Below are 24,922 nucleotides of genomic sequence, written 5' to 3'. Positions count from 1 at the left end.
CCCTTCGAAGCTCCTTGCGGCAGCAATTAGTGTGCATACAGGAAACTGGACACCCACCTCTCCATTCGCCTCATAAACGGCCTTCCCGGTCACCGAAGAAAAGGACAGAGACAGCGTGCGCACCATCTCCATCCCGAAATCGGGGACCGGACACGCGGCCCCGATCACCCACGTGGCCTTCAGCCCGGACGGCTCCCGCCTCGCGACCTCGTCCTACGACGGAACCGTGATCGTCTGGAACACCGCCGACCCCGCCCACCCCACCGAGACCGCGACGCTGCGCCACCGCCGCCTCGTCAACTCCTCCGCCTGGAACCCCGCCGACCCGACCCTCCTCGCGACGGCCTCCGCCGACAAGACGGTCGGCATCTGGCGCGTCCCCCAGGAGGGCCCGGCCACGCTGGTCAACGTCCTGGCCCGGCACACCGACGACATCAACTCGGTCGCCTGGCTGCCCGACGGCGAGCGCCTGATCTGCGTCTCCGAGGACGGCCGCGCCACCCTGTGGTCCGTGCTCGACGGCACCTTCCTCACCGAGGTCGGCTCGCACGAGGCGCACTGCATGATGGTCTCCGTCAGCGTCGAGGGCCTGGCCGCCACGGTCGGCGAGGACGGCCTGGTCGCCGTCAGCGACCCCGCCTCCGGCTCCGGCCCCGCGCGCAAGCGCCACTACGACTCCTCCATCGAGGGCTGCGCCTGGTCCCGGGCCGGCGACCTCCTCGCCGTGGCCCGCGACGACGGCCGCGTCGACCTGCTGACCCGCGAGCTGGAGCACGTACTGACCGTCGAGGTCTCCAGTTCCGCCGCCCGCGCCGTCGACTGGGCCGAGGACGACTCCGCGTTCGTCGTCGGCGCCTACGACGGCTCCCTCCACTGGTTCGACCGCTCCGGCGAACGCCGGCACACCGTCGCCGACCTCCGCGTGTGGCCGCGCTCCGTCGCCGCCGCCCAGGGCCTCGTCGCCGCGGGCTCCTTCCGCAACGCCCCGCACCTGTACGACATGGCCACGGCGGCCGAACTGTCCGGCCCCGAGCGCGCCACCCACGGCCCCAACGCCCTGGCCGCGCGCGGCGACGAGCTCCTCATCGGCGGGGACTCCGGCACCGTCTTCGCCGTCCGCATAGAGAACGGCGCCCAGCGGCGGGCCGTCCCGATCGAGCTCACCGAAGGCCCGATCCTGTCCCTCGCCACCGACGGCGACACGATCTACGCGGGCACCTACTCCGGCCACGTCATCCGCTACGACGGCACCCGCACCTCCAGCGAGCGCCTCGGCGCGCCGATCCCCTCCCTCACCGTCGACGGGGGCCGGCTGGTCGCGGGCACCTACAACGGCGAGTTCCTCGTCCTGGACCCGGCCACGCTCCGGCTCGAAGAGCGCGTCGAGGCGCACGGCGGATCGGTGAAGTCCCTGGCCCCGATCCCGGACGGCGGCTTCCTGTCCGCCGCCACCGACCGCACCATCGAGGCGGGCGCCGTGCACGGGCGCACCAAGCTGTGGGAGCACGGCAACCTCGTCAACGCGGTCGCCGGCCTCCACGGCCCCGACGGCTCCGTCGTCGCCAGCGCCTCGCGCGACCACACCGTCAAGGTCGGCCGGGTCACCCGTACCGAGGACGGCGGCTGGAGCACCGGCGCGCCGCAGACGCTGCTCGGCTCCGACGAGTCGGTCAAGTGCGTCTCGCTGCTGGGCGACACCCGCAAGCCCACCGTCCTCGCCGGCTCCTACGACTTCAACCTCTACTCCTGGCAGGTCGACTGGGCCGACTCGGCGGGCACCCTCGCCTCCGGCCGCGTCCTCGCCGGGTTCAGCCAGGGCCTGTCCTGCATGTTCCAGCTCGCCGACGGGCGCGTCGCCGTGGCCGGATGGGACGGCCGGATCGTCTTCGTCGCCGTCGACGCGTACGGCGCCCACATCCAGCACACCCTCCACATCGACGACATCGCGCAGAGCGCCGACCGCAAGCAGGTGGCCGCATGACGACCTCGGCGGACACATCGCGAGCCGGCACGTCGCGAGCCGGCACGAAGGCCGCCCCCGCGATGCTCCACTCCCTCGGCCTGACCCGGATCCGACTGCTCACGAACGACCCCGACAACGTGCGGGAACTGCGCGCGCACGCCATCGAGATCACCGAGGTGATCCCCACCGGCGCGTACGTCACCGCGGAGAACTCCCGCTACCCGTCCGCCAAGGCCGAACTCTCCGGCCACACCATCGCGCTGCTCCAGGAGGCCGCGGCATGACGCTCTCGATCGAAGACCTCGCGGACTCCCCGCACTTCAAGGAACACGCCGGCCTCGCCGACCCCGGCAGGCTGCACCCCGCCCGGCTGCCCGGCAGCACCCCCGAGGAGCTCGCCGCCGCCGTCGAGGACCCGGACCTGCCGACCGCCGAACGTCTCGCCGCCGGCCACGTCCTCGGCCTGCTCGGCGACCCGCGCATCCCCTCCCCCACCACCGGAGCGGGCCCCGCCACCCGCCACGTGCCCGGCGGCCGGATCCGCATCGGCCTCCCCGAGAACGAGGCCGGATACGTCACCAACGCCTGGGCGCACGTGGGCGTGGAGGAGTCCTGGATCCTCAAGGAGTGCCCCGAGCACACCGTGGAGATCGCCGACTTCTGGATCGCCACCTACCCCGTGACCAACGGCGAGTACCGCGCCTTCCTCGCCGACACCGGCCTGGAGGAGCGCCCCACCACCTGGTACCTGGGCGCCTACCCGTGGGACCGCTCCAACCACCCGGTGGCCGGGATCCGCCCCGAGCACGCCGACGCCTACGCCGCCTGGCTCACCGAGCGCACCGGACACCCCTGGCGGCTGCCCACCGAAGCCGAGTGGGAGCACGCCGCCAAGGGCCCCGACGGCCTGCCCTACCCCTGGCCCGGCGGCTTCGACCCGGAGGCGGCCAACACCCGCGAGTCCGGCGTGCACACCACCACCCCGGTCGGCGCGTTCCCGGCCGGCCGCTCCCCGTACGGCGTCCACGACATGGGCGGCAACGTCGAGGAGTTCACCGCCGACGAGTACGCCCCGTACCCGGACGGTCCCTACGTGGCCGACCACCTCGTGCAGTCGATGGGCAGCTACCGCATCGCCCGCGGCGGCTCCTTCTCCCGGTTCGGCGACCTGACCCGCACCCGGCGCCGCCACGGCGCCTTCCCCGGGCCGCTGTACCCCGTCGGGTTCCGCCTCGCCACCGGCGAGCGGCCCTCATGACGACCGCCGTCCGCCCCGGTCCGGGACCGGCCCTCGCAGCCGGCCCCGTAACCGCCGGCCCCGTAACCGCCGGCCCCGAACCCGCGGGCCCCGACCCCGCCCGTCCCGGAACCGCCGGTACCGACCCCGCCGGCCCCGACCCCGGCTTCGCCGACATCCGCCGCGCCCTGGCCGACCGGGCCCCGACCCTGGCCGACATCACCCGGGCCTTCGCACCGCTGGAAGCCGAAGCGCACCGGCTGCTGCCCCGGCTCGCCGCACTGCGCCCGGGCATCGGGGCCACCCCGCTGGTCCCGGTACCCAGCCGGGCGGGACGGGGCACGGTCTGGCTCAAGACCGAGGCCGCCAACACCTCCGGATCCGTCAAGTCCCGTACCGCGTATGCCCTGTTGTGCGCGGCCGTGGCCTCGGCCGGCACCCCCCGGCTGCGGCTCGCCGAGTACTCGGGCGGCAGCCTCGCCGTCGCCCTGGCCGAGCTGTGCGGACAACTGGGCCTGGACCTGCACCTGGTGGTCCCGTACGGGGCCTCCGCGCGGCTGCTGGACCAGCTGCGGCGCCACGGCTCCGAGATCACCACGGCCCGCGAGGGCACCGGCTTCCTCGGCGCGATGGACGAGGCCGTCCGCGTCGCCGCACGCGAGGACCGGCACCTGCTGCTCCAGCACTGCGCGGCCGCGGGCGCCGCCCTGCACCGCGAGCACACCGGCGCGGAGATCATCGGCCAGCTCTCCGGCTACGGGGTCGAACCGGCCGCACTGGCCGCGGCCGTCGGCACCGGCGGCAGCCTGGCCGGCACCGCCATGGCCCTCGGCAGCGCCTGGCCGCACTGCCGCCCCCTCGCCGTCTTCCCCACCGAGGCCGTCTACGGCGACGAGCGCGCCCCCGACGGCGCCCGCCGGATGAGCGGCACGGGCGGACTGGGCCACGGCCTGCGCCAGCCCCTGATCGCCGCGTTCCCGCAGGACTTCTTCAGTTTCACCGCCGTCGCCTATCCGCAGGCCCTCCAGGCCATGCGCCACCTGCGCCGGGAACACGGCATCGCCGTCTCCGGCAGCGGCGCGGGCGCATGGCTCGCCGCATCCGCGGAAGTCGACCAAGGCCCGCGAGGGCGCAACGCAGTCGCGGTCGTCGCAAGCCGCGGAACAATCGAGGAGTGGGAGCATGCCGCAGGAGCGTGACATTCAAGACCGTGACCTTCAGGGCCGTGACACACCCGCGGCCCTGACCGCCACCGCCACCGCCACCGCCACGGCCCCCGGCCCCGGCCACAGCGCCGCGGACGCGGAGCACGCCGAACGGAACTACTGCGGCTACCGCGAGGTCGTCCGCAACTCCTTCAAGCAGTGGTACAAGAACAACCGCGACTCCTGGTCGGGGACGACCACCAACGACCGCGTCACGCACTTCGCGATCGCGGCCGCCCCCACCGACGAACACCAGCCGGGCTCCGGCCCCGCCCGGGTCCTGGACATCGGCTGCGGCCGCGGTCTCCAGACGGCCTCCCTCGCCGAATGGCTGGAGGCCGAGGTCACCGGCCTCGACCTGCTCGACGTGTGGGACACCCCCGAAGTCGCGCACGGCTCGATCCGCTTCCACCAGGGCGACTTCCTCGCCTTCCACGCCGAGGGCCTCGACCTGCTCGTCGACAACGGCTGCCTGCACCACCAGCGCCGCGAGGACTGGGCCCCCTGGGTGGAGCACGGCCGCAAGATGCTGCGCCCGGGCGGGGTCTGGGTGGTGAGCGTGTTCCTCAGCCCCGACGGGGAGATCACCCCGCACCCGCTCGCGGACGGGCGGCTGAACTGGTGGCTCACCGAGCAGCTCGTCACCGAGCTCTACGAGGCGAACGGCTTCCGCTTCACCGGCAGCCTGGAGATCGACCGCCACTTCGCGTACGAGGGCCACCAGCTCAAGTACCTGACCCTGTCCTTCGTCGCGGTCTGAGCGGCGCGGGAGGAGAGAGAGGAGGGACCGGAGATGCTCAAGGAGATCGCACTCGACCACCGGGGCGACGACCAGCACGTCCGAAGCGCCCTGCGCGACGGATTCTTCCTGGTGCGCAACACGGTGCCGGAGGGCCTGCTGGACGAGGCGTACGCCATGCTCGGCGCGTTCTTCGAACTGCCCGCCGAGGTCAAGGCGGACTGCCGGGTGACCGGCTCCAACGGGCAGTCCGGGTACCTCCCACCCCTGGTCGAGCAGGGCGAGAAGGGCCGCACCCCCGACTGGAAGGAGCTGTTCCACTGGGGTGCCCCGCTGCCCGCCGCCCACCCGCTGCGCGAGCGCTACCCGGCGCGCTACCCGCAGCCGTACTTCCCCGACCACCTGGTCCCCGGGATCGGCGCGGCGCTGGGCGAACTCCACCTGAGGACGGCCCGGTTCCAGCTCGACGTGGTCCGCCGGCTGGCCGGGGCGCTCGGCGCGGCCCCCGGCTACTTCGAGGAGATGCTGGAGGACGGCCCCGTCGTCAACCGCGCCACCTGGTACCCGCCGATGGAGCGGGCGCCGTCCGCCGACCACGTATGGATGGTGGAGCACCAGGACTTCGACCTGATCACCGCCCTGCCCCGGGCCACCGCCGCCGGCCTCGAAGTCCTCATCGACGGCGAGTGGACCCCGGTCCGGGCACCCGACGGCTACACCGTCCTCAACGTCGGCATGGTCCTGGAACGGCTCACCGGCGGCCGGGCCCGGGCCGCCGTCCACCGGGTCGTCGCCGCACCCGGGCAGAGCGGCGGCCGGCTCTCCATCGTGCAGTTCTGCCACCCCACCCCGTGGACGGTGCTCTCCACGCTCCGCGGCTGCACGGCGGACGGCGAGCCCGACCGGTACCCGGCCCTAACCGCGCAGGACCTGTTCCAGCGCACGATGTACCGGATCAACCGGCTGGACTCCCAACACGCCCAGCACGCCCCGCGCTCCCGGCGCTCCCGGTCCGCCCCGCACGCCACGGCGGGCCGGCCGTGACCGCCGCCGGGCGCGGGACCCCGCGGCGGATCTCCCTCCTGGGACAGATCCGCGAAGACCTCGACACGGTCGTCGCCCGCGACCCCTCCCGGCCGCGCCGCCGCGACGCCCTGCTGCACTCGCCCTGGCACGGGCTGGCCCTCCACCGGATCGCGCACCGCCTCCACGTACGCGACCACCGGTTCGCCGCCGGACTGCTCACGCTCGCGGGCCGCCTGCTCTCCGGCATGGAGATCCACGCCGGTGCGCGGATCGGCCGGCGGGCCTTCATCGACCACGGCTTCGGCGTGGTCATCGGCGAGACCGCCCGCGTCGGCGACGACGTGACGCTCTACCACGGGGTGACCCTCGGATCGCGCGGCTGGTCCCGCGCCGGCGAACCCGGCGTGCGCCGCCACCCCGTCATCGGCGACGACGTCCTCATCGGCGTCGGCGCCTCCGTACTCGGCCCGGTCACCATCGCCTCCGGCAACCGGATCCGGGCCCACTCGCTGGTGCTCAGGGACCTCCCCGCCCCCGGCAGGGCGATCCGCCTCTCCCCCGTCCGAGCAGCCGCCCACCCCTCAAGGAGCACCTCATGACGCCGACCGCACTCCGTGAGCGCACCCTCGAACTCGCCAAGGACCTCGACACGGGCGACTGGGTCCCCACCGACCTGGAACGCACCATCGCCCAGCGGCTGCTGACCGCCTCCGACCCGGTCGGCTGCATCACCGAGCACGCCGTACGGGACGCCGTGTGGGAGGGCTCCGAGCCGCTCGCCCGGGTGAACGACGGCCGGCTCTCGGTCCTGCTCGCCGAGATCACGTACAGCCTCGCGGGAAACGGGCGCGACGCCGCCGCCCTCGCCTCGGCCCAGGCCCTGCTCGCGTCGGTGAACCGCCGCGCCCAGGACCGGGACCGCGGCCAGGAACGGGGCCGGGGCTAGGACCGGGGCCGGAGCCAGGACCGGGGCCGGAGCCAGGACCGCGGCCGGAGCCAGGACCGCGGCCGGTCAGCCGCGGCCCGGCTCCGGCCCCCGCCCCCGTCCGGGACGTCAGCGCGCCTCGCGCAGCCAGCCCGCGACCTCGGTCGCCCAGTACGTGAGGATCGTGTCGGCGCCCGCCCGCTTGATGCCCATCAGGGTCTCCAGGATCGCCCGGTCGCGCTCGATCCAGCCCTTCTCCGCCGCCGCCTCGATCATCGCGAACTCGCCGCTGATCTGGTACGCGGCCACCGGGACGTCCACCGCCTGCGCGACCCGGTACAGGATGTCCAGGTACGGGCCGGCCGGCTTGACCATCACCATGTCCGCGCCCTCCTCCAGGTCGAGCGCCAGCTCCCGCAGCGACTCCCGCGCGTTCGCCGGGTCCTGCTGGTACGTCTTGCGGTCGCCCTGGAGCGAGGAGGCGACGGCCTCGCGGAACGGCCCGTAGAAGGCCGAGGTGTACTTCGCCGTGTACGCGAGGATCGAGACGTCCTCGTGCCCGGTCTCGTCGAGCGCGTCGCGGATGACGCCGACCTGCCCGTCCATCATCCCGCTGGGGCCCACCACGTGGACGCCCGCGTCCGCCTGGACCTGCGCCATCTCGGCGTACCGCTCCAGCGTGGCGTCGTTGTCGACGCGCCCGTTCGCGTCCAGGACCCCGCAGTGCCCGTGGTCGGTGTACTCGTCCAGGCACAGGTCCGACATGATGACGAGGTCGTCGCCGACCTCCGCCTTCACGTCGCGGATCGCGAGCTGCAGGATCCCGTCCGGCTCGGTGCCCGCCGTGCCCAGCGCGTCCTTGTTCTCGTCGGCCGGAACGCCGAACAGCATGATCCCCGCGACCCCCGCCTCCACGGCCTCGGCCGCGGCCTTGCGCAGCGTGTCACGGGTGTGCTGGACCACGCCCGGCATGGCCGAGATGGCCAGGGGCTCGCTGATGCCCTCCCGCACGAAGGCCGGCAGGATCAGGTCCGAGGGGTGCAGCCGGTTCTCCGCGACCATCCGCCGCATCGCCGGGGTGGTGCGCAGCCGGCGGGGCCGCGAGCCGGGGAAGGATCCGTACGCGCTCATACTCAGTCGCCTCTTCGAGCTTCGAGAACAGTCGGGATCCAGCGTAGGCCGTGCCCGTCCGCGCCCCGCGCCCCACCCGCCCGCCCGCCCGGCCCGGAATACGGGCGGGGCCCGGACGCTCGGCGTCCGGGCCCCTGCCCCCTGCTCCGAAGTCCACCGCTCAGGTGGTGCGCCTGCGCCGTGCCCCCGGCCGGCGCTCGCTCGGCCGGGACACCGACTCGCCGGCCTCCTTGGCCGCCTCGCGGCGCGCCGCGCCGTACTCGGCCAGGGCCTCCGCCAGCTTGCCCACGCTCGGCTCCGGCGACAGGACGTCGACCCGCAGGCCGTGCTCCTCCGCCGTCTTGGCCGTGGCCGGCCCGATGCAGGCGATGACGGTGACGTTGTGCGGCTTGCCCGCGATGCCCACGAGGTTCCGCACGGTGCTCGACGAGGTGAAGAGAACGGCGTCGAAGCCGCCGCCCTTGATCGCCTCGCGGGTGTCCGCCGGCGGCGGCGACGCGCGCACGGTCCGGTAGGCGGTGACGTCGTCGACCTCCCACCCGAGCTCTATCAGGCCCGCGACCAGCGTCTCGGTCGCGATGTCGGCCCGCGGCAGGAAGACGCGGTCGATCGGGTCGAAGACCGGGTCGTACGGCGGCCAGTCCTCCAGCAGCCCGGCCGCGGACTGCTCGCCGCTCGGCACCAGGTCCGGCTTGACGCCGAACTCGACCAGCGCGGCGGCGGTCTGCTCGCCCACGGCGGCGACCTTGATGCCCGCGAAGGCCCGGGCGTCGAGCCCGTACTCCTCGAACTTCTCCCGGACGGCCTTCACCGCGTTCACGCTGGTGAAGGCGATCCACTCGTAGCGTCCGGTGACGAGCCCCTTCACGGCCCGCTCCATCTGCTGCGGGGTGCGCGGCGGCTCCACGGCGATGGTCGGCACCTCGTGCGGCACCGCACCGTACGAACGCAGCTGGTCGGAGAGCGAAGCGGCCTGCTCCTTCGTGCGCGGTACGAGGACCCGCCAGCCGAACAGCGGCTTCGACTCGAACCAGGCCAGCTCCTCGCGCCGCGCGGCGGCGCCCTGCTCACCGACCACGGCTATGACCGGCCGGGCGCCCTCGGGCGACGGGAGCACCTTGCCCTGCTTGAACACCTGGGCGATGCTCCCGAGGGTGGCGTTCCAGGTCCGCTGGCGGGTCGTCGTACCGGCGACCGTCACCGTGAGCGGGGTCTCCGGCTTGCGGCCGGCGGACACCAGCTCGGCGGCAGCGCTCGCGACGGTCTCCAGCGTCGCCGAGACGACGAGGGTGCCGTCGCTGGCGCCGACCTCGCTCCAGCAGCGCGCGGAGGCGTTGCGCGCGTCCACGAAGCGCACGTCCGTGCCCGCGTCGCCCCGGCCGCCCCGAAGCGGCACACCCGCGTACGCGGGCACGCCGACGGCGGTCGCGACACCGGGCACCACCTCGAAGGGGATGCCGTCGGTCGCGCAGGCGAGCATCTCCTCGGCGGCGTTGCCGTCGAGCCCGGGGTCGCCGGTGACGGCACGGACGACCCGCCTGCCGGAGCGCGCGGCCTCCATGACAAGATTGGCGGCATCTCGGATCACCGGGACACCGGCGGCTGCTGACACTTCGTCAGCAATCGTCAGCTGTGGCGTGTCCACTCCCGCGCGCGCATGCGTGCGTACGACCTCGAGCACCTCGGGCTCCGCGATCAGTACGTCCGCGGCCGCGAGCGCCTCGACGGCGCGGAGCGTCAGCAGACCCGGGTCACCGGGGCCGGCACCGAGGAAGGTGACGTGCCCGTGTGCGGCGACGACCGGAAAAGCGGAGGTGGTCGGACGTGAGGGGTTCAAAGCGATCGCTCCCCCATCAGACCGGCCGCGCCCTTGGCCAGCATCTCGTCCGCGAGTTCGCGGCCGAGCGCCATGGCCTCGTCGTACGACTGGGGCACGGGACCGGTGGTGGACAGCTGCACGAGCGTCGAGCCGTCGAGGGTTCCGACGACGCCGCGCAGGCGCATTTCATTGACAACCTGGCCGTCGGCCAGAAGATCGGCGAGCGCGCCCACGGGTGCGCTGCAGCCCGCCTCCAGGGCGGCGAGCAGGGAACGCTCGGCGGTCACGGCGGCCCGGGTGTGCGGGTCGTCGAGCTCGGCGAGCGAGGCGATGAGCTCCGCGTCGGACGCGAGGCACTCCACGGCCAGGGCGCCCTGGCCCGGAGCCGGCAGCACGCTGTCCACGGACAGCAGGTCGGTCGCCTCGTCACCGCGGCCGATCCGGTTCAGCCCGGCGGCGGCGAGGACGACGGCGTCCAGCTCGCCGTCGCGCACGAAACCGATCCGCGTGTCCACGTTCCCGCGGATGGCGACCGTCTCGATGCGCTTGCCGAGGGCGCGCGCGTAGTGGTTCAGCTGCGCCGTGCGGCGCGGCGAACCGGTACCGATGCGGGCGCCGTCGGGCAGCTGCTCGAACGTCAGCCCGTCACGGGCGACGAGCGCGTCGCGCGGGTCCTCGCGCAGCGGCATGGCCGCGATCACGAGCTCCTCGGGCTGCGCGGTCGGCAGGTCCTTCAGCGAGTGGACGGCGAAGTCGACCTCGCCGCGCAGCAGCGCGTCGCGCAGCGCCGTGACGAACACGCCGGTGCCGCCGATCTGCGCGAGGTTCTCACGGGACACGTCACCGTACGTCGTGATCTCCACGAGCTCGACGGGCCGGCCGGTGATCGCCCGTACCGCGTCGGCGACATGGCCGGACTGGGACATGGCCAGCTTGCTGCGTCGCGTGCCCAGCCGCAGGGGCTGGTCGAGACGTGGATTCATGATGCCCGTCCTGAGTCGTCGTTCTTGTCTGCCGCATCCGCCCGGCTGACGGAGGCCACCGTCTGCGGGTCGAGATCGAAGAGTTCGCGCAGTGCCTCCGCGTACCCGGCGCCCCCGGGCTCGCTGGCGAGCTGCTTCACGCGCACCGTCGGCGCGTGGAGGAGCTTGTCGACGACGCGGCGCACGGTCTGGGTGACCTCGGCCCGCTGCCGTTCGTCCAAGTCCGGGAGCCGCCCGTCGAGCCGCGCCACTTCCATGGCCACGACCTCGGCGGCCATCGCCCGCAGGGCGACGACGGTCGGCGTGATGTGCGCGGCCCGCTGCGCGGCGCCGAACGCGGCCACCTCTTCGGCGACTATCCCGCGTACGGCGTCCACGTCGGCCGCCATCGGCGCGTCGGCCGAAGCCTCCGCGAGCGACTCGATGTCGACGAGCCGCACGCCCGGGATCCGGTGCACCGCGGCGTCGATGTCGCGCGGCATGGCCAGGTCCAGCAGGGCCAGCCGTACGGGTGCCACGTCGACCTGGCTGCGCGCGCCCTTGCGGGGCTGCCGCTGCGCGGCGGCCTCGCCCTGGTCGGCCCAGGTGCCGTGCAGTTCGAGGGAGCTGGCGTCGACACCGGTGAGCGCGGCCCGCCCGTCCCCGGCCGGCACGTCCACGGGACACCCGTCCCGCTCACCGGTCTGGGGCGCGATGGTCCGCGCGACCCCGCCGTCGGCCAGCCGCACCCCGGCCGCGGCGGCGGCCACCAGCCGCGCCACGACCTCGGCGTCAACCAGCCCGGCACCGGCCCCGTCCGGCCCCGCCGGCGCGTGAGGCGCGGGGGCCTGGGCACCGAGCCCCGGGGAACCGGGAAGGAACGGAGAGGGGACGAGCCCTGCGGGGCCCTCCACAGCGGCCGCGACGTCCTCGCCGGTCAGCACCAGCCCGGTGGCCCCGGTACAGGACACCACCACATCGACTCGTGTCAGCTCGTCGACCACCGACGCCATCGGAACGGACCTGGCCGCCACCCCGGTGCCCGAGGCAACCAGAATCTCGGCCAAACGCTCCGCCCGCTCGGCGGTCCGGTTCGCCACCACGACCTCGGCCACGCCGACCCGCGCCAGCGTCGCCGCCGCCAGCGAGGACATCGACCCGGCCCCGATCACCAGGGCCCGCTTGTCCTTGGCCCACACGTCCACCGGAAGGTGCACGGCGAGCTGCTCCAGCCCGAACGTCACCAGCGACTGCCCGGCCCGGTCGATCCCGGTCTCCGAGTGCGCCCGCTTGCCGACGCGCAGCGCCTGCTGGAAGAGGTCGTTGATCAGGCGCCCGGCCGTGTGGAGCTCCTGCCCCAGCGCCAGCGCGTCCTTGATCTGCCCGAGGATCTGGCCCTCGCCGACCACCATCGAGTCCAGCCCGCACGCCACCGAGAACAGGTGGTGGACGGCCCGGTCCTCGTAGTGGACGTAGAGGTACGGGGTGAGCTCCTCCAGCGCCACCCCGCTGTGCTGCGCGAGCAGCGTCGACAGCTCGGCGACACCGGCGTGGAACTTGTCCACGTCCGCGTACAGCTCGATCCGGTTGCACGTGGCGAGCACCGCCGCCTCCGTCGCCGGCTCCGCGGCCAGCGTGTCGTGCAGCAGTTTGACCTTGGCATCGGCGGACAGCGAGGCACGCTCCAGCACGCTCACCGGCGCACTGCGGTGGCTCAGCCCTACGACGAGCAGACTCATGCCGGCATCACCGCCGGGACGTCGCCCTCGGGGCCGTTCTTGCGCGCGACGGCGGCGGCCCGCCCGGCCGGCGGCTCGACGGCCGCGGCGGGGGCCGCACCGGAACCGGGGCCCGCGACGTCGGCAAGGTCCGCGTCGTCGGGGACGGGGGCACCGGCGCCGGCCGCGGCCGCCTCCTCCCCCGCCTTGCGCTGCTCGTGGAAGGCCAGGATCTGCAGCTCGATCGACAGGTCGACCTTGCGTACGTCCACGCCGTCCGGCACCGACAGCACGGTCGGCGCGAAGTTCAGGATGGAGGTGACACCGGCGGCGATCAGCCGCTCGCTCACCTGCTGGGCCGCGCCCGCCGGGGTCGCGATGACGCCGATCGACACACCGTTCTCCTCGATGATCTTTTCGAGGTCGTCGGTGTGCTGCACCGGCATGCCCGCGACCGGCTTTCCGGCCATCGCGGGGTCGGCGTCGATGAGCGCCGCGACGCGGAACCCGCGCGCGGAGAAGCCGCCGTAGTTGGCGAGGGCCGCACCGAGGTTGCCGATGCCGACGATCACGACCGGCCAGTCCTGGGTCAGGCCCAGTTCGCGGGAGATCTGGTAGACGAGGTACTCGACGTCGTAGCCGACGCCGCGCGTCCCGTACGAACCCAGGTAGGAGAAGTCCTTGCGGAGCTTGGCGGAGTTGACTCCGGCCGCAGCCGCGAGCTCCTCGGAGGACACCGTGGGCACCGATCGCTCGGAGAGCGCGGTGAGTGCGCGCAAGTACAGCGGAAGCCGGGCGACAGTGGCCTCGGGAATACCTCGGCTGCGGGTCGCCGGTCGGTGAGTTCGGCCAGTTGCCACGATGCTCCTGCGGGATGAGCGGGGCTGCAGGCGGTCACTTGTCCCAAGACCGCCCCGTCGAATGCAGGCTATGTCTTTGTGAACGCGTGCACAAAGATTGTGTCCGCTTTGTCCGCGCAAAGTGACCGGGGTCACGCGGCCCGGGCGTGCGGAACGGGAACCCACAACACGCCGAACCCGTTCAAATCCCGAGCCGGGCAAAACGGTACACACTCCTCATCGATACGCCCCCGAGACCCCACAAATCGCCCACGATGGTAACCGGCGGGAGACTCAGGCCTCCAACGCCCGGCGCAACCGGTCCGGGTTCACCCTCCAGAAGGTGTGCTGCTCGCCGTCCACGAGCACCACCGGGATCTGCTCCCAGTGCAGCCGGTAGAGCTCTTCGTCCTGCGAGATGTCCTTCTTCTCCCACTGCGCTCCGACTTCCGCGCAGACCTCCTCGATCACCTCCTGGGCGTCATCGCACAGATGGCACCCCGGCTTCCCGATGAGCGTCACCAACCGCTCGCCGGGACGCTTCTTTTCCTTACGACGCAGCAAAGGACTCATGTCCCCATTCTCCCGCGCCGCCTCGTAACACCACGGCACCGAAGAGTTCACGCCCCCGGCATCCCGCGGGTTCGGGAACTCCCGAACACAATGGCTATGCTCGCGTCATGGCCGCTCTGGGATGGCTCACCCCCCGTAGGCGCTCCGCAACCGCGCGGAGCGTGCTGGCAGGCGAGGCCTCGGCCGAGGCCGCCCGCAAGACCGCACAGGCCCTCGACGGCATCGACGGCATCGACGGCATCGACGCGGACGCCGGACCACCGGCCGAATCCGAGGAGGCCGCCGGCCGGGCGGCCGCCGAGGCGGCGGAGGCGGCCCAGCGCGAGGCCGAGGAAGCGGAACGGGCCGAGCCCGAGTTCCCCGTCGCCGGCGACGACCTCGCCGCCGCCTTCTTCGACCTCGACAACACCGTCATGCAGGGCGCCGCGATCTTCCACTTCGGCCGCGGCCTCTACAAGCGGGAGTTCTTCCACCGCCGCGAGCTCGCCCGCTTCGCCTGGCAGCAGGCCTGGTTCCGGCTCGCCGGGGTCGAGGACCCCGAGCACATGCAGGACGCCCGCGACAGCGCCCTCTCCATCGTCAAGGGCCACAAGGTCTGCGAACTCATGGCGATCGGCGAGGAGATCTACGACGAGTACATGGCCGAGCGGATCTGGCCGGGCACCCGCGCCCTGGCCCAGGCCCACCTCGACGCCGGCCAGAAGGTGTGGCTCGTCACGGCGGCGCCCGTGGAGACCGCCACGATCATCGCCCGCCGCCTCGGCCTGACCGGGGCGCTCGGCACGGTCGCCGAGTCCGTCGACGGCATCTACACCGGCCGGCTCGTCGGCGAACCGCTGCACGGGCCCGCGAAGGCCGAAGCGGTCCGCGCCCTGGCCGCCGCCGAGGGACTCGACCTCGAACGCTGCGCCGCGTACTCCGATTCGCACAACGACATTCCGATGCTGTCGCTGGTCGGGCATCCGTACGCGATCAATCCCGACACAAAACTGCGCAAGCATGCCCGGGCACACGACTGGCGCCTGCGCGACTATCGGACCGGCCGCAAGGCCGTGAAGGTCGGCGTCCCGGCCGCCGCCGGGGTCGGCGCGATCGCGGGCGGCGCGGCCGCCGCCATCGCCCTGCACCGCCGCCGCAAGTAGACCGCGGCGCACCACCGCGGGGCCGCCACCCGGCCGCCGCCTGCACCGAAGCCGTCCGGCCGCCCGCCGGGCGGCTTTTCGCGTCCCCCCGGCCCGGTGCGCGGCAGGCATTCCCCCACCTCTACCCCCGCGCCCCACGCGGCACTCACGCATGCCCGACTCGGTCGCGAGCCAGCGTGGAAGCGTCCATTCCGCGCGCCCAACCGATCAAGAACCGATCACCAATTGCGACCGAATATGCCTTCGACACGCAACAGAAGTGTCGGAATCGGTGATTTGAGCAACTGGGTGTAGCGCTGCCTGTACGAAGCGTTATTCTCCTCAAACGCATGCCACCGGCCATCTGTCGCCACGACGGGTGAACGGTCCCGCACTGCACGTGATGGAAGCTCTGCCTCTGGGAGTCCCGTGTACCCACCTGTCGGGGTTGACGCCTCGGGCCTGGCTACGCTGCGCGCAACGGTCCTCGACCACCTGCGCGGCTTCGTCCCCACCGCGTACGCCGTCCCCGCCTTCGCCGCCGCGGTCCCTGCCGGCCTCGGCCCGGCCGGTCCTTGCTATGCCCTGACCGACGGCGGAGCGACGGTGGGCAGACGCGGTCGCGCGGGAGGAGGAGCCGGCACCGCCGCAACCGGAACGAGCGCACCCGCCGCTCGCCGCCCCACCGCGGACAGCGACCAGGCCCGCATGATGGACCTGGTCGAACGAGCCCAGGCCGGCGAGGCCGAGGCCTTCGGCCGGCTGTACGACCAGTACAGCGACACGGTGTACCGCTACATCTACTACCGCGTCGGCGGCAAGGCGACCGCGGAGGACCTCACCAGTGAGACCTTCCTGCGCGCGCTGCGCCGTATCTCCACCTTCACCTGGCAGGGCCGCGATTTCGGCGCCTGGCTCGTGACGATCGCCCGCAACCTGGTCGCGGACCACTTCAAGTCCAGTCGCTTCCGCCTGGAAGTGACCACGGGCGAGATGCTGGACGCGAACGAGGTGGAACGATCCCCCGAGGACTCGGTCCTGGAGTCCCTCTCCAACGCCGCCCTGCTGGAAGCCGTGCGCAAGCTCAATCCCCAGCAGCAGGAGTGCGTGACCCTGCGGTTCCTCCAGGGCCTGTCGGTCGCCGAGACCGCCCGGGTGATGGGCAAGAACGAGGGCGCCATCAAGACGCTCCAGTACCGGGCGGTCCGCACCCTGGCCCGCCTGCTGCCGGACGACGCCCGCTGACCTCCGCGCCGCGCACCGCCACACCCGCGCACCACCCGGACCCCCCACGCCCCCCACACCTTCCGACCCTCCTGACAATCCACACAACCGGTGACCCCTCGATGACGCTGTGGTCCGATCATCCTTCGTCCGTAACCCAAGTGCCGCGCCGCTCGTTGTGCGGAATGCAGGCTCCCTGTGGACAAGCCCTGCCCGAAGCCGCTCACTCGAAAGTGTGGATGTGCTCAAGGCAGGCAACCTTCCGGACACCTTGGGGAGTCGATCGTCATGACGAGAGGAGGTGCCGCCAGTGATCGCGAACGTGACTCCGCACCGGCGGGCGAACGCCTTCGCCCAGGCCCTGGAGGATCGGACCCCATCCGACCTTTCGGAACCGGACCCGGCGGCCGAGCAGTCCGAGGCACCTGCCGAACCTGCCGACCACGACCGGTTGTTGGCCCTGGCGAGCGCGCTCGGCGAACGTATGCCGCGCCCAGTGCTGGACCCCGAGGTCAAAGTGGTGCAACGAGCCCAGCTCGTGGCCGCCATGGAGGCCATGGTGATGGAAGAGAGGGCCGGGGGCGGTGCCGCCTCGGACCCTCAAGTGCCCGAACAGCGGACCGGCCGCGGCGCCCACCGGGCGACCTCGCTCCGGAAATTGCGGCCCCGCTCCCGCTGGTCCAAGGGCATCGCAGCGGGCGGCCTCACCGTGGGTGTGGCCGCGGGGGCCTTCAGCGGCGTGGCCGCTGCCAGCACGGACGCCCTGCCCGGTGACTCCCTCTACCCCGTCAAGCGGGGCATGGAGGACCTGAAGCTCGGCATGGCCGACGAGGACGCGGACCGGGGCGAGCTCTACCTCGACCAGGCCTCCAACCGCCTGTCGGAAGCCCGCAGGCTGATGGAGCGCGGCCGGTCGGGCGCGCTGGACCACGAGTCGCTCGGAGCGATCCGCCGGGCCCTCGCGGGCATGAAGCACGACGCGGCCGAGGGCCACCGGCTGCTCCAGGCGGCCTACGAACGGGACGGCTCGCTCGGCCCGATCCAGACCCTGTCGTCCTTCTCCCGCTCCCACCGCGACGCGTGGGGCCGGCTCCGGGAGAAGCTCCCGGCGCAGCTCACCGACGTGGGCGGGGAGGTCGAATCGGTCTTCCAGGCCATAGACGATGACGTGGCGCCGCTGCAGAGCATGCTCCCGAAGCCCCCGGAGCAGAACCGCGGCGGCACCGGCGCCCCGGCCAAGCCGAGCACTCCGGCCGGGCAGCACCAGAGCACACCGGCGGCGGGCGGGCCCTCGGCCAGCCCCACCCCGCCGGCGACCGCCGGCGGCAAGCCCTCACCGGCCCCCGGCGGCCTCCTGGGCGGCACGGGGGACCTCCTCCACCCGCCCACGGGCCAGAACACCCCGGCGCCCTCGTCCTCCCCGGAGCGCGTGGCACCGGAGATCACCCTCCCGCCCCTGCTCCCGGGCCTCCTCCCGGGCCTGGGCATCCAGGCGGAGGACACCGAGTAACACGCGAACGGCCGCAGGCCCTCAACCCCGACCGGGGTTGAGAGCCTGCGCGTCACGCGGGGGGAGCGAACCCTCAGAAGAACACGGACCGCCGCTGCACCAGCAGCTTGTAGAGGGTGTGCTGGATCTGCTCGCGGACCTCGTCCGTCAGGTTGAACATCAGCATCGGGTCCTCCGCCGCCTCCGGCGGGTACCCGTCCGTCGCGATCGGCTCGCCGAACTGGATCGTCCACTTCGTCGGCAGCGGCACCGCCCCCAGCGGCCCCAGCCACGGGAACGTCGGCGTGATCGGGAAGTACGGAATCCCCAACAGCCGGGCCACCGTCTTCGCGTTGCCGACCATCGGGTAGATCTCCTCCGCCCCCACGATCGAGCACGGCACGATCGGCGTCCCCGCCCGCAGCGCCGTCGACACGAACCCGCCCCGGCCGAACCGCTGCAGCTTGTACCGGTCTCCGAACGGCTTCCCTATCCCCTTGAAGCCCTCCGGCATGACCCCGACCAGCTCCCCGGCCTCCAGCAGCCGCTGCGCGTCCTCCGAGCACGCCAGCGTGTGCCCGGCCTTGCGCGCCAGCTCGTTCACCACCGGCAGCATGAACACCAGGTCCGCCGCCAGCAGCCGCAGGTGCCGCTGCGCCGGGTGGTGGTCGTGGACCGCCACCTGCATCATCAGCCCGTCCAGCGGCAGCGTCCCGGAGTGGTTCGCCACGATCAGCGCGCCGCCCTCGGCCGGGATGTTCTCGATGCCCTTGACCTCGACCCGGAAGTACTTGTCGAACAGCGGCCGCATCATGGACATCAGGACCTGGTCCGTCAGCTCCTTGTCGTAGCCGAACTCGTCGACCTCGTAGTCCCCGGTGACCCGGCGCCGCAGGAACGCCAGCCCTCCGGCGATCCGCCGGTCCCAGGCGGCCCCGCCGGACTCCGCGGCAGCGGGCTCCGCCACGGCCGGCTCCACGGCCTCCACGGCCTCCACCGCCGCACCCTGAGCGGGCACCGCCCGCACCCTGCGGGTCCCGGCGCCCCGCCGGCGCGGCCGGTCCTCGTCGAACGGAATGACCTTGGCGTCCGCCACTATCGCTGCGCTCCCTCTTCGGCTCCGGCAACCTCGACGTTCAGGGTGTCCACGTTCACGCTGTTCACCTTCAGCGCGGCGGCGACCCGGTCCACGACCTGCCCCGCCTGCTCCGGCGGCAGCAGCCCCTTCCCCCGGCTGCGCGCGAAATCGGCGAACGTCTCGGCGGTCGTGTACATGGGCTTGAATCCCAGCACCTCCCGCATCTGGGACGTCTCCACGACCCGCCCGTGCGTCAGCAGTCTGATCTGCTCCGGCGAGAAATCGGTGACCCCCACCGCCCGCAGCGCCGACCCCACCCATGTCACCGCGGGCAGCAGCAGCGGCACCGTCGGCCGCCCCAGCCGGCGCGCGCACTGCGACAGCAGCAGCACCCCGTCCCCCGCGATGTTGAAGGTCCCGCTGTTCAGCGTCCCGCGCTGGGGCTCCCCCGCCGCCAGCCGCAGCACCTCCATGACGTCGTCCTCGTGGACGAACTGGAGCCGCGGGTCGTACCCCAGCACCGTCGGCATCACCGACATCGAGAAGTACTCGGCGAGCGCGGAGTCCGCGTACGGCCCCAGGATGTTCGCGAAGCGCAGCACGCACACCGCCACGTCCGGCCGCCTGCGCGCGAAGCCCCGTACGTACGACTCGACCTCGACCGCGTCCTTGGCGAAGCCGCCCGCGGGCAGCGACTTGGGCTGCGTGGTCTCCGTGAAAACGGCCGGATCCCGCGAGGCGCCCCCGTACACGCTGGTACTGGACTTCACCACGAGCCGCCGTACCGTCGGCGACTTCTGGCAGGCACCGAGCAGCTGCATCGTGCCGATGACGTTGGTCTCCTTGACGGCACTGCCCGTGCCGCCCGCGCCCGAGCCGCCCCCGGTCACGGCGAGATGGACCACCGTGTCCACGGCGTGCTCGGCGAGCACCCGGGCGATGGACGACTGCCTGATGTCCGTACGGATGAACTCCGCCGACCCGAGCCGGTGCGGCGGCGCCACCGCGTCGACCGCGATGACCCGATCGACCTCGGGATCACGCTGGACGCGCCGCACGAAGCGGCCCCCCAGCTGCCGGGCAGCCCCGGTTACGAGCACGACCTTCCCCACGAGCTCCGCGCCTTCCTCGTCGTCCCCGGCTACACCGCAGCCCCTCCACCAAAGTCTGGTGGAGGGGCTGCGGAGAACACGTACAGCTGCCGTTTACTTCTTGTTACGGCGCTGGACGCGGGTGCGCTTGAGCAGCTTGCGGTGCTTCTTCTTAGCCATCCGCTTGCGCCGCTTCTTGATAACAGAGCCCACGACTACCCTCGCTCACTTCTCGGAACATCTCCGCGCTAGCGGAGATCGGTGCGGGGCGTCTGGGCCCACACGACCTACGTCGGCCTAGCCTACCCGCCCGAGCTCCGAGCCCGTAATCCGAGGGACACCGCGGGTCAATCTCAGGCCGACTCCACCCCCACATAGGACTCTCGGAGGTACTCGTGAACCGCGTTTTCGGGGACCCGGAAGGACCGGCCCACCCGGATTGCGGGCAGATGACCGTTATGCACCAAGCGGTACACGGTCATCTTCGACACTCGCATCACCGAGGCAACCTCTGCCACGGTCAGGAACACGACCTCGCTGAGAGGCCTCTCGCCAGCAGCCATGACACACCTTGACCTTCCGCGCATGACGGGCACCGGCTTCCCCTCCGGTTACTCCTCGTCGTCGCACGCTCACTCCCAGAGTAGGGGCGTGTGATACGAGTGGGGAAGAGGAGCTACGGCCACTCCTGCGCACCCGGCAGTCTCGCCCGATCGAGTACATAGCGAATCAGTGGTCCGTAGTAGTCCGCACGCACCGCGTCATCAAGCGGAACGGCCACCGCCACGCGCCCCTCCGCCTCTCCGACGAACAGCGCCGGGTCGTCCGTATCCGCCAGCCCGATCGCCGCCACACCGAGCTGACCTGCGCCGCAGACCCACCCGTGATCCCCCACCACCAATTCCGGCAAGGGCCCGCCGGCGTCCGCGAGGGCCCCCAGCGCGATCCGAACCGGCAGGGGTGAATGGGTGTGCACGCCGGTGGCACTCCCCGGCGGCCGCGCGCCGGGTTCCCGCACCAACGCGACTCCCCGTACGTAATCGATGCTGTGCCTGCGTACGCCGAACCGGGTCGCCATGTCGACACGGACCCCCTGCGCCGGAGTGAGCACAACACATCCCGCCGCCGACAGGGCCCGCGCCAAACTGGCGTAGAACCCCAGGAGACGGTGAGGATGCCCCGTCCCGAACAGCACGGGCGACCGGGCCCCTGCCGCCTCGCGCAGCCGCTCCGCGAACGCCTCCAGACCCGCCAGCGTCAGCTCCGGATCGATCACGTCCGGCCCTCTGACGTGCGCCGGATCCGCCGAGACCCCGCACTTGTCCGCCATCAGCCTCAGCAGGTCACCCTCGCCCCAGCCCCGGTCCGGATCCAGCCCCAGCAGCACCCGCGGATCCCGCGCCGCGAACAACCGGTAGCTGCGCAGGCTCTCCTCCCGTGACGTGGCGACAGGCCCGGCCAACCGGGCGGCCAGCAGATGCGCACGCAGCGCGCCGGTGCTCAACACCCTCCGATGCTGCCGCACACCACCGGACCGATCATCAATTCCCGGCAACAGCCCCACCGTTGGCGTAACGATGCATCGCCCGGCCCAGGCCCTACGTGAGCAGACCACGCAACGGGAACACCGCGCGCCGGGTCGCCAGAACGGCCTGATCGATCCGGTCGGCCGGATCGTAGCCCGCCTCCCAGTCCCGCCACGCCACCGTCCGCCCGTCCGTCATCCGGGCCGGCGCCGGCTGCCGCGTCCGCGCGTACACCTCGTCCCGCCACGCGTCCGGCACCGCCGCCCGCGGATCGACCGGCTTGTGCGCCGCGATCCCCACCAGATGCGTCCACGACCGCGGTACGACGTCCACGACCGCGTACCCACCGCCGCCCAGCGCCACCCACCTGCCCCCCGCGTACTCGTGGGCGAGCCGGTGACAGGCCTCCTGCACCGCCCGCTGCGCGTCCAGTGACACCGCCAGATGCGCGAGCGGGTCCTCGAAATGCGTGTCCGCGCCGTGCTGGGTCACCAGCACCTGTGGCCGGAACTCCTCCAGCAGCTCGGGCACCGTCGCGTGGAAGGCCCGCAGCCACCCCTCGTCCCCGGTCCCGGCCGGCAGCGCCACGTTCACCGCCGACCCCTCCGCGGCCGGCCCGCCCGTCTCCTCCGGCCAGCCGGTCTGCGGGAACAGCGTGCGCGGATGCTCGTGCAGCGAGATCGTCAGCACCCGGGGGTCGTCCCAGAACACCGTCTGGACCCCGTCACCGTGGTGCACGTCCACATCCACGTACGCGACCCGCTCGGCCCCCAGCTCCAGCAGCCGCGCGATCGCCAGCGCCGCGTCGTTGTAGACGCAGAACCCGGCCGCCCCGCCCGGCATCGCGTGGTGCAGCCCGCCCGCGAAGTTCACCGCGTGCTCGGCCTCCCCGTGCCAGACCGCCTCCGCCGCCGCCACCGACTGCCCCGCGATCAGCGCGGAGGCCTCGTGCATCCCGTGGAAGGCCGGATCGTCCATCGTCCCCAGCCCGTAGGACCCGTCGGCCACCCCCGGGTCCGCCGACACCTCGCGCACCGCGGCCACGTAGTCTTCCCGGTGGACCAGCCGCAGCGTGGAGTCCCCGGCCGCGCGGGCCGCCCGTACCTCCATCTCCCGGTCCAGCCCGAAGGCGCGTACCAGGCCCATGGTCAGCGCAAGGCGCACCGGATCCATCGGATGGCTCGGTCCGAAGTCATACCTCGTTACCGCTTCGTCCCACATCAACAGCCCGGTCACCGGCTCGCCGCTCATGCCCGACACCGTATCGGGCGACCTCCGCACCGAACGAGCGGGCGTGGAAGAGCGTCACGAGGACCAGCGCCATCGGCACGAGCATCGCGCCCCGGTAGCTCCAGGCGTCCCCGATCCCGCCGACGAGCGGCGACCCGATCAGGAAGCCGACGTAGTTGAAGATGTTCAGCCGCGCGATGGCGGTGTCGGAGGCGGAAGGGAAGAGGCGCCCGGCCGCGGCGAACGTCTGCGGCACGATCACGCACAGCCCGATCCCCAGCAGCGTGAACCCGAGCATCCCCGTCCACGCCCCGGGCGCGGCCGCCACCACCGCGAACCCGCCGGCCGCGACCACCGTCCCGATCCGTACGACGGCCACCGCCCCGAAGCGCCGCACGCCGAGGTCCCCGACGGCCCGCCCGATCAGCGTGGTCACCATGTACACGTTGTACGGAACCGTCGCCAGCTGCTCCGAGCTCCCCAGCACGTCCTGGAGGTACTTGGCGCTCCAGTTCGAGACGGTCGAATCCCCGATGTACGCACACGCCATCACCAGGCACAGCGGCAGCAGCAGCCGGAACCCGCCGACCCCGAGCCCCTTCTCCGCGACGGCGTCCTCGGCGTCCTTGGCGTCCTTGGCGTCCTGCTGGTCGACGTAGAACCGGCTCCCGTAGAACGCGAGCGGCAGCAGCACCACCACGGCCGGCAGGTACGAGGTGAACAGCGACAGGTGCCAGTGCGCCCCGGCCCAGGCCGCGGACGCCCCGACGATCCCGCCCAGGCTGTACGCGGCGTGGAAGCCGAGCATGATGCTGCGCCCGTACGCCCGCTGCAGGCTGACGCCGAGCATGTTCATCGACGCGTCGAGCGCACCGACCGACAGCCCGAACGCCCCCAGCGCCAGCGCCGCGTGCCACAGCTGCGTGCCTGCCCCGACGCCCAGCAGGGCGAGCAGGACGAGCGGCTGCGCCCACCGCAGTACGGTGGCCGGCCCGACCCGCTTCACCAGGTGCTCGGTGGCGACGCTGGAGACCCCGGCGAGGATCGGCACGGCGGCCAGGAAGGCGGGCAGCAGCCCGTCGGATATCCCGTACCGGTCCTGGATGGCGGGGATCCGCGTCACGAGGAGGGCGAAGGTCACGCCCTGCACGAAGAAGCTGAACCCCAGGGAGCCCCGCCCCCGGCGCAGCCGTACGTCTTCTGTCATGGCGGCACAGCGTAGGCCCGCGGGCTACCCGTGGGTAGAGAGATCACGCAGGGAGTTCCAGAAGCCCCGTCAGCTCTTTCATCTCCCCGAAGACACCGGTGGCCCCGGCCAGCCGCTCGGCGGGCGTCATCGCGGTGAACCCGTACACGTCCATCCCCGCGGCGAGGGCCGCCCGCACCCCGAGCGGGCTGTCCTCGACCACCACGCACCGCGCGGGCTCGACGCCCATGGAACGAGCCGCGTGCAGGAACAGGTCGGGGGCCGGCTTGCCCTTCCCCACGTCCTGCGAGCTGAAGATCCACTCCTCCTCGAACCACCCGTCGAGGCCGGCCGCCCGGTGTCCGACCCGGATCCGCTCGTGACTCCCGGAGGAGGCCAGGCAGTACGGCACCCCGTGCGCGGTCAGCGTGCCGAGCACGTCCACGGCGCCGGCCACCGGCGTCAGCTCCCGCTCGAACGCGGCGAAGGTCCGCGCGTGCAGGGTCGCGTCGAACTCGGCGGGCAGCCGCTCCCCGGTCCGCTCGAACACGAGGTCGTGCACCCGGTGCACGGCGGCACCCATGTAGTCGCGGATCGAGTCCTCGTACGAGGTGGGGTACCCCAACTCGGTGAGGTACCCGGCGAGGATCGTGTTGGCGACCGGCTCGCTGTCCACCAGTACGCCGTCGTTGTCGAAGATGACGAGGTCGTAGCCCATGGCCCCGACCCTACGCAAAAGATGGCCGTAAACGCAGAAAAGCCCCGTACCGGATACCCGGTACGGGGCTTTCTACAATGATTGTTCGGCGGCGTCCTACTCTCCCACAGGGTCCCCCCTGC

25 protein-coding genes are annotated in these 24,922 nt (G+C 72.5%); 11 read left to right on the top strand and 14 right to left on the bottom strand.

What is annotated here, in order from left to right:
- Nucleotides 1-115: 115 nt before the first annotated feature.
- The 8 genes from ADK52_RS23770 to ADK52_RS23735 are packed head-to-tail and all read left to right on the top strand — an operon-like array spanning nt 116 to nt 7,116.
- Nucleotides 116-1,981, top strand: a complete 1,866-nt coding sequence (locus ADK52_RS23770; protein WP_053691867.1) for a WD40 repeat domain-containing protein — start codon at nt 116-118, stop codon at nt 1,979-1,981.
- On the top strand, nt 1,978-2,247 hold the full coding sequence (locus tag ADK52_RS23765; protein ID WP_053691866.1) for a hypothetical protein: 270 nt from the start codon (nt 1,978-1,980) through the stop codon (nt 2,245-2,247). The genes ADK52_RS23770 and ADK52_RS23765 overlap by 4 nt, the downstream gene beginning before the upstream one ends.
- Nucleotides 2,244-3,221, top strand: a complete 978-nt coding sequence (locus tag ADK52_RS23760; protein WP_053691865.1) for a formylglycine-generating enzyme family protein — start codon at nt 2,244-2,246, stop codon at nt 3,219-3,221. The genes ADK52_RS23765 and ADK52_RS23760 overlap by 4 nt, the downstream gene beginning before the upstream one ends.
- On the top strand, nt 3,218-4,399 hold the full coding sequence (locus tag ADK52_RS23755) for a pyridoxal-phosphate dependent enzyme (RefSeq protein WP_053691864.1): 1,182 nt from the start codon (nt 3,218-3,220) through the stop codon (nt 4,397-4,399). The genes ADK52_RS23760 and ADK52_RS23755 overlap by 4 nt, the downstream gene beginning before the upstream one ends.
- On the top strand, nt 4,383-5,165 hold the full coding sequence (locus tag ADK52_RS23750; RefSeq protein ID WP_053691863.1) for a class I SAM-dependent methyltransferase: 783 nt from the start codon (nt 4,383-4,385) through the stop codon (nt 5,163-5,165). Before ADK52_RS23755 ends, ADK52_RS23750 begins: the two co-directional genes overlap by 17 nt.
- A gap of 33 nt (nt 5,166-5,198) precedes the next feature.
- Entirely contained in the window at nt 5,199-6,188 is a 990-nt protein-coding gene (locus ADK52_RS23745) for an isopenicillin N synthase family dioxygenase (RefSeq protein WP_053691862.1), read from the top strand.
- The gene (locus tag ADK52_RS23740; RefSeq protein WP_182508586.1) at nt 6,185-6,769 is read left to right on the top strand and encodes a serine O-acetyltransferase; all 585 of its coding nucleotides are present in this window, start codon (nt 6,185-6,187) and stop codon (nt 6,767-6,769) included. Before ADK52_RS23745 ends, ADK52_RS23740 begins: the two co-directional genes overlap by 4 nt.
- Complete coding sequence (locus ADK52_RS23735; RefSeq protein ID WP_053691861.1) at nt 6,766-7,116, top strand: hypothetical protein; 351 nt, start codon at nt 6,766-6,768, stop codon at nt 7,114-7,116. Before ADK52_RS23740 ends, ADK52_RS23735 begins: the two co-directional genes overlap by 4 nt.
- 108 nt (nt 7,117-7,224) lie before the next feature.
- Here the strand turns inward: ADK52_RS23735 and hemB are convergent, their stop codons facing one another.
- The 6 genes from hemB to ADK52_RS23705 form a co-directional block, all read right to left on the bottom strand.
- Nucleotides 7,225-8,226 (bottom strand): porphobilinogen synthase, encoded by a 1,002-nt coding sequence (hemB, locus tag ADK52_RS23730; RefSeq protein WP_053691860.1) that lies wholly within the window; start codon nt 8,224-8,226, stop codon nt 7,225-7,227.
- A gap of 160 nt (nt 8,227-8,386) precedes the next feature.
- Nucleotides 8,387-10,063 carry a uroporphyrinogen-III synthase gene (locus ADK52_RS23725; protein WP_053691859.1) on the bottom strand — a complete coding sequence of 559 codons (1,677 nt, stop codon included), beginning with the start codon at nt 10,061-10,063 and terminating at the stop codon, nt 8,387-8,389.
- The gene (gene hemC, locus ADK52_RS23720; protein WP_053691858.1) at nt 10,060-11,028 is read right to left on the bottom strand and encodes a hydroxymethylbilane synthase; all 969 of its coding nucleotides are present in this window, start codon (nt 11,026-11,028) and stop codon (nt 10,060-10,062) included. Before hemC ends, ADK52_RS23725 begins: the two co-directional genes overlap by 4 nt.
- Entirely contained in the window at nt 11,025-12,746 is a 1,722-nt protein-coding gene (locus ADK52_RS23715) for a glutamyl-tRNA reductase (RefSeq protein ID WP_053691857.1), read from the bottom strand. Before ADK52_RS23715 ends, hemC begins: the two co-directional genes overlap by 4 nt.
- Nucleotides 12,743-13,585 (bottom strand): redox-sensing transcriptional repressor Rex, encoded by an 843-nt coding sequence (locus tag ADK52_RS23710; RefSeq protein WP_053691856.1) that lies wholly within the window; start codon nt 13,583-13,585, stop codon nt 12,743-12,745. The genes ADK52_RS23715 and ADK52_RS23710 overlap by 4 nt, the downstream gene beginning before the upstream one ends.
- A gap of 273 nt (nt 13,586-13,858) precedes the next feature.
- Nucleotides 13,859-14,137, bottom strand: a complete 279-nt coding sequence (locus ADK52_RS23705; RefSeq protein ID WP_053691855.1) for a glutaredoxin family protein — start codon at nt 14,135-14,137, stop codon at nt 13,859-13,861.
- A 107-nt stretch (nt 14,138-14,244) separates the two neighbouring features.
- On the opposite strand from ADK52_RS23705, the gene ADK52_RS23700 reads away from it, so the two are divergent.
- The 3 genes from ADK52_RS23700 (at nt 14,245) to ADK52_RS23690 (ending at nt 17,992) form a co-directional block, all read left to right on the top strand.
- Nucleotides 14,245-15,279, top strand: coding sequence for an HAD family hydrolase (locus tag ADK52_RS23700; protein ID WP_063783921.1), 1,035 nt, complete (start codon nt 14,245-14,247; stop codon nt 15,277-15,279).
- 408 nt (nt 15,280-15,687) lie between these two features.
- Entirely contained in the window at nt 15,688-16,503 is an 816-nt protein-coding gene (locus ADK52_RS23695; RefSeq protein WP_053691854.1) for an ECF subfamily RNA polymerase sigma factor, BldN family, read from the top strand.
- Nucleotides 16,504-16,792: 289 nt separating this feature from the next.
- Nucleotides 16,793-17,992, top strand: coding sequence for a DUF5667 domain-containing protein (locus ADK52_RS23690; protein WP_053691853.1), 1,200 nt, complete (start codon nt 16,793-16,795; stop codon nt 17,990-17,992).
- Nucleotides 17,993-18,065: 73 nt separating this feature from the next.
- On the opposite strand, the gene ADK52_RS23685 is transcribed toward ADK52_RS23690, so the two are convergent.
- The 8 genes from ADK52_RS23685 to ADK52_RS23655 all read right to left on the bottom strand — a co-directional run bounded on the left by ADK52_RS23685 (nt 18,066) and on the right by ADK52_RS23655 (nt 24,800).
- Nucleotides 18,066-19,067: a lysophospholipid acyltransferase family protein gene (locus ADK52_RS23685; protein WP_053691852.1), complete on the bottom strand. Its 1,002-nt coding sequence runs from the start codon at nt 19,065-19,067 to the stop codon at nt 18,066-18,068.
- On the bottom strand, nt 19,067-20,161 hold the full coding sequence (locus ADK52_RS23680) for an NAD-dependent epimerase/dehydratase family protein (RefSeq protein WP_053691851.1): 1,095 nt from the start codon (nt 20,159-20,161) through the stop codon (nt 19,067-19,069). The genes ADK52_RS23685 and ADK52_RS23680 overlap by 1 nt, the downstream gene beginning before the upstream one ends.
- A gap of 93 nt (nt 20,162-20,254) precedes the next feature.
- Nucleotides 20,255-20,353: a 30S ribosomal protein bS22 gene (locus ADK52_RS40440; RefSeq protein ID WP_003948845.1), complete on the bottom strand. Its 99-nt coding sequence runs from the start codon at nt 20,351-20,353 to the stop codon at nt 20,255-20,257.
- A gap of 140 nt (nt 20,354-20,493) precedes the next feature.
- Entirely contained in the window at nt 20,494-20,703 is a 210-nt protein-coding gene (locus ADK52_RS23675) for a helix-turn-helix domain-containing protein (RefSeq protein ID WP_158708561.1), read from the bottom strand.
- A gap of 113 nt (nt 20,704-20,816) precedes the next feature.
- Complete coding sequence (locus ADK52_RS23670; RefSeq protein ID WP_053691898.1) at nt 20,817-21,647, bottom strand: phosphatase; 831 nt, start codon at nt 21,645-21,647, stop codon at nt 20,817-20,819.
- Between the two features lie 91 nt (nt 21,648-21,738).
- Nucleotides 21,739-22,887: an acetoin utilization protein AcuC gene (locus tag ADK52_RS23665; RefSeq protein WP_053691897.1), complete on the bottom strand. Its 1,149-nt coding sequence runs from the start codon at nt 22,885-22,887 to the stop codon at nt 21,739-21,741.
- Nucleotides 22,859-24,103 carry an MFS transporter gene (locus ADK52_RS23660; protein WP_053691850.1) on the bottom strand — a complete coding sequence of 415 codons (1,245 nt, stop codon included), beginning with the start codon at nt 24,101-24,103 and terminating at the stop codon, nt 22,859-22,861. The genes ADK52_RS23665 and ADK52_RS23660 overlap by 29 nt, the downstream gene beginning before the upstream one ends.
- A 43-nt stretch (nt 24,104-24,146) precedes the next feature.
- Complete coding sequence (locus ADK52_RS23655; RefSeq protein WP_053691849.1) at nt 24,147-24,800, bottom strand: HAD family hydrolase; 654 nt, start codon at nt 24,798-24,800, stop codon at nt 24,147-24,149.
- Nucleotides 24,801-24,922: the final 122 nt, after the last annotated feature.

The sequence above is a fragment of the Streptomyces sp. WM6372 genome, from assembly GCF_001279655.1.
GTDB lineage: Bacteria > Actinomycetota > Actinomycetes > Streptomycetales > Streptomycetaceae > Streptomyces.
Note: the sequence above shows the minus strand (reverse complement) of the source record. Positions and strands in the feature narration are given on the sequence as shown.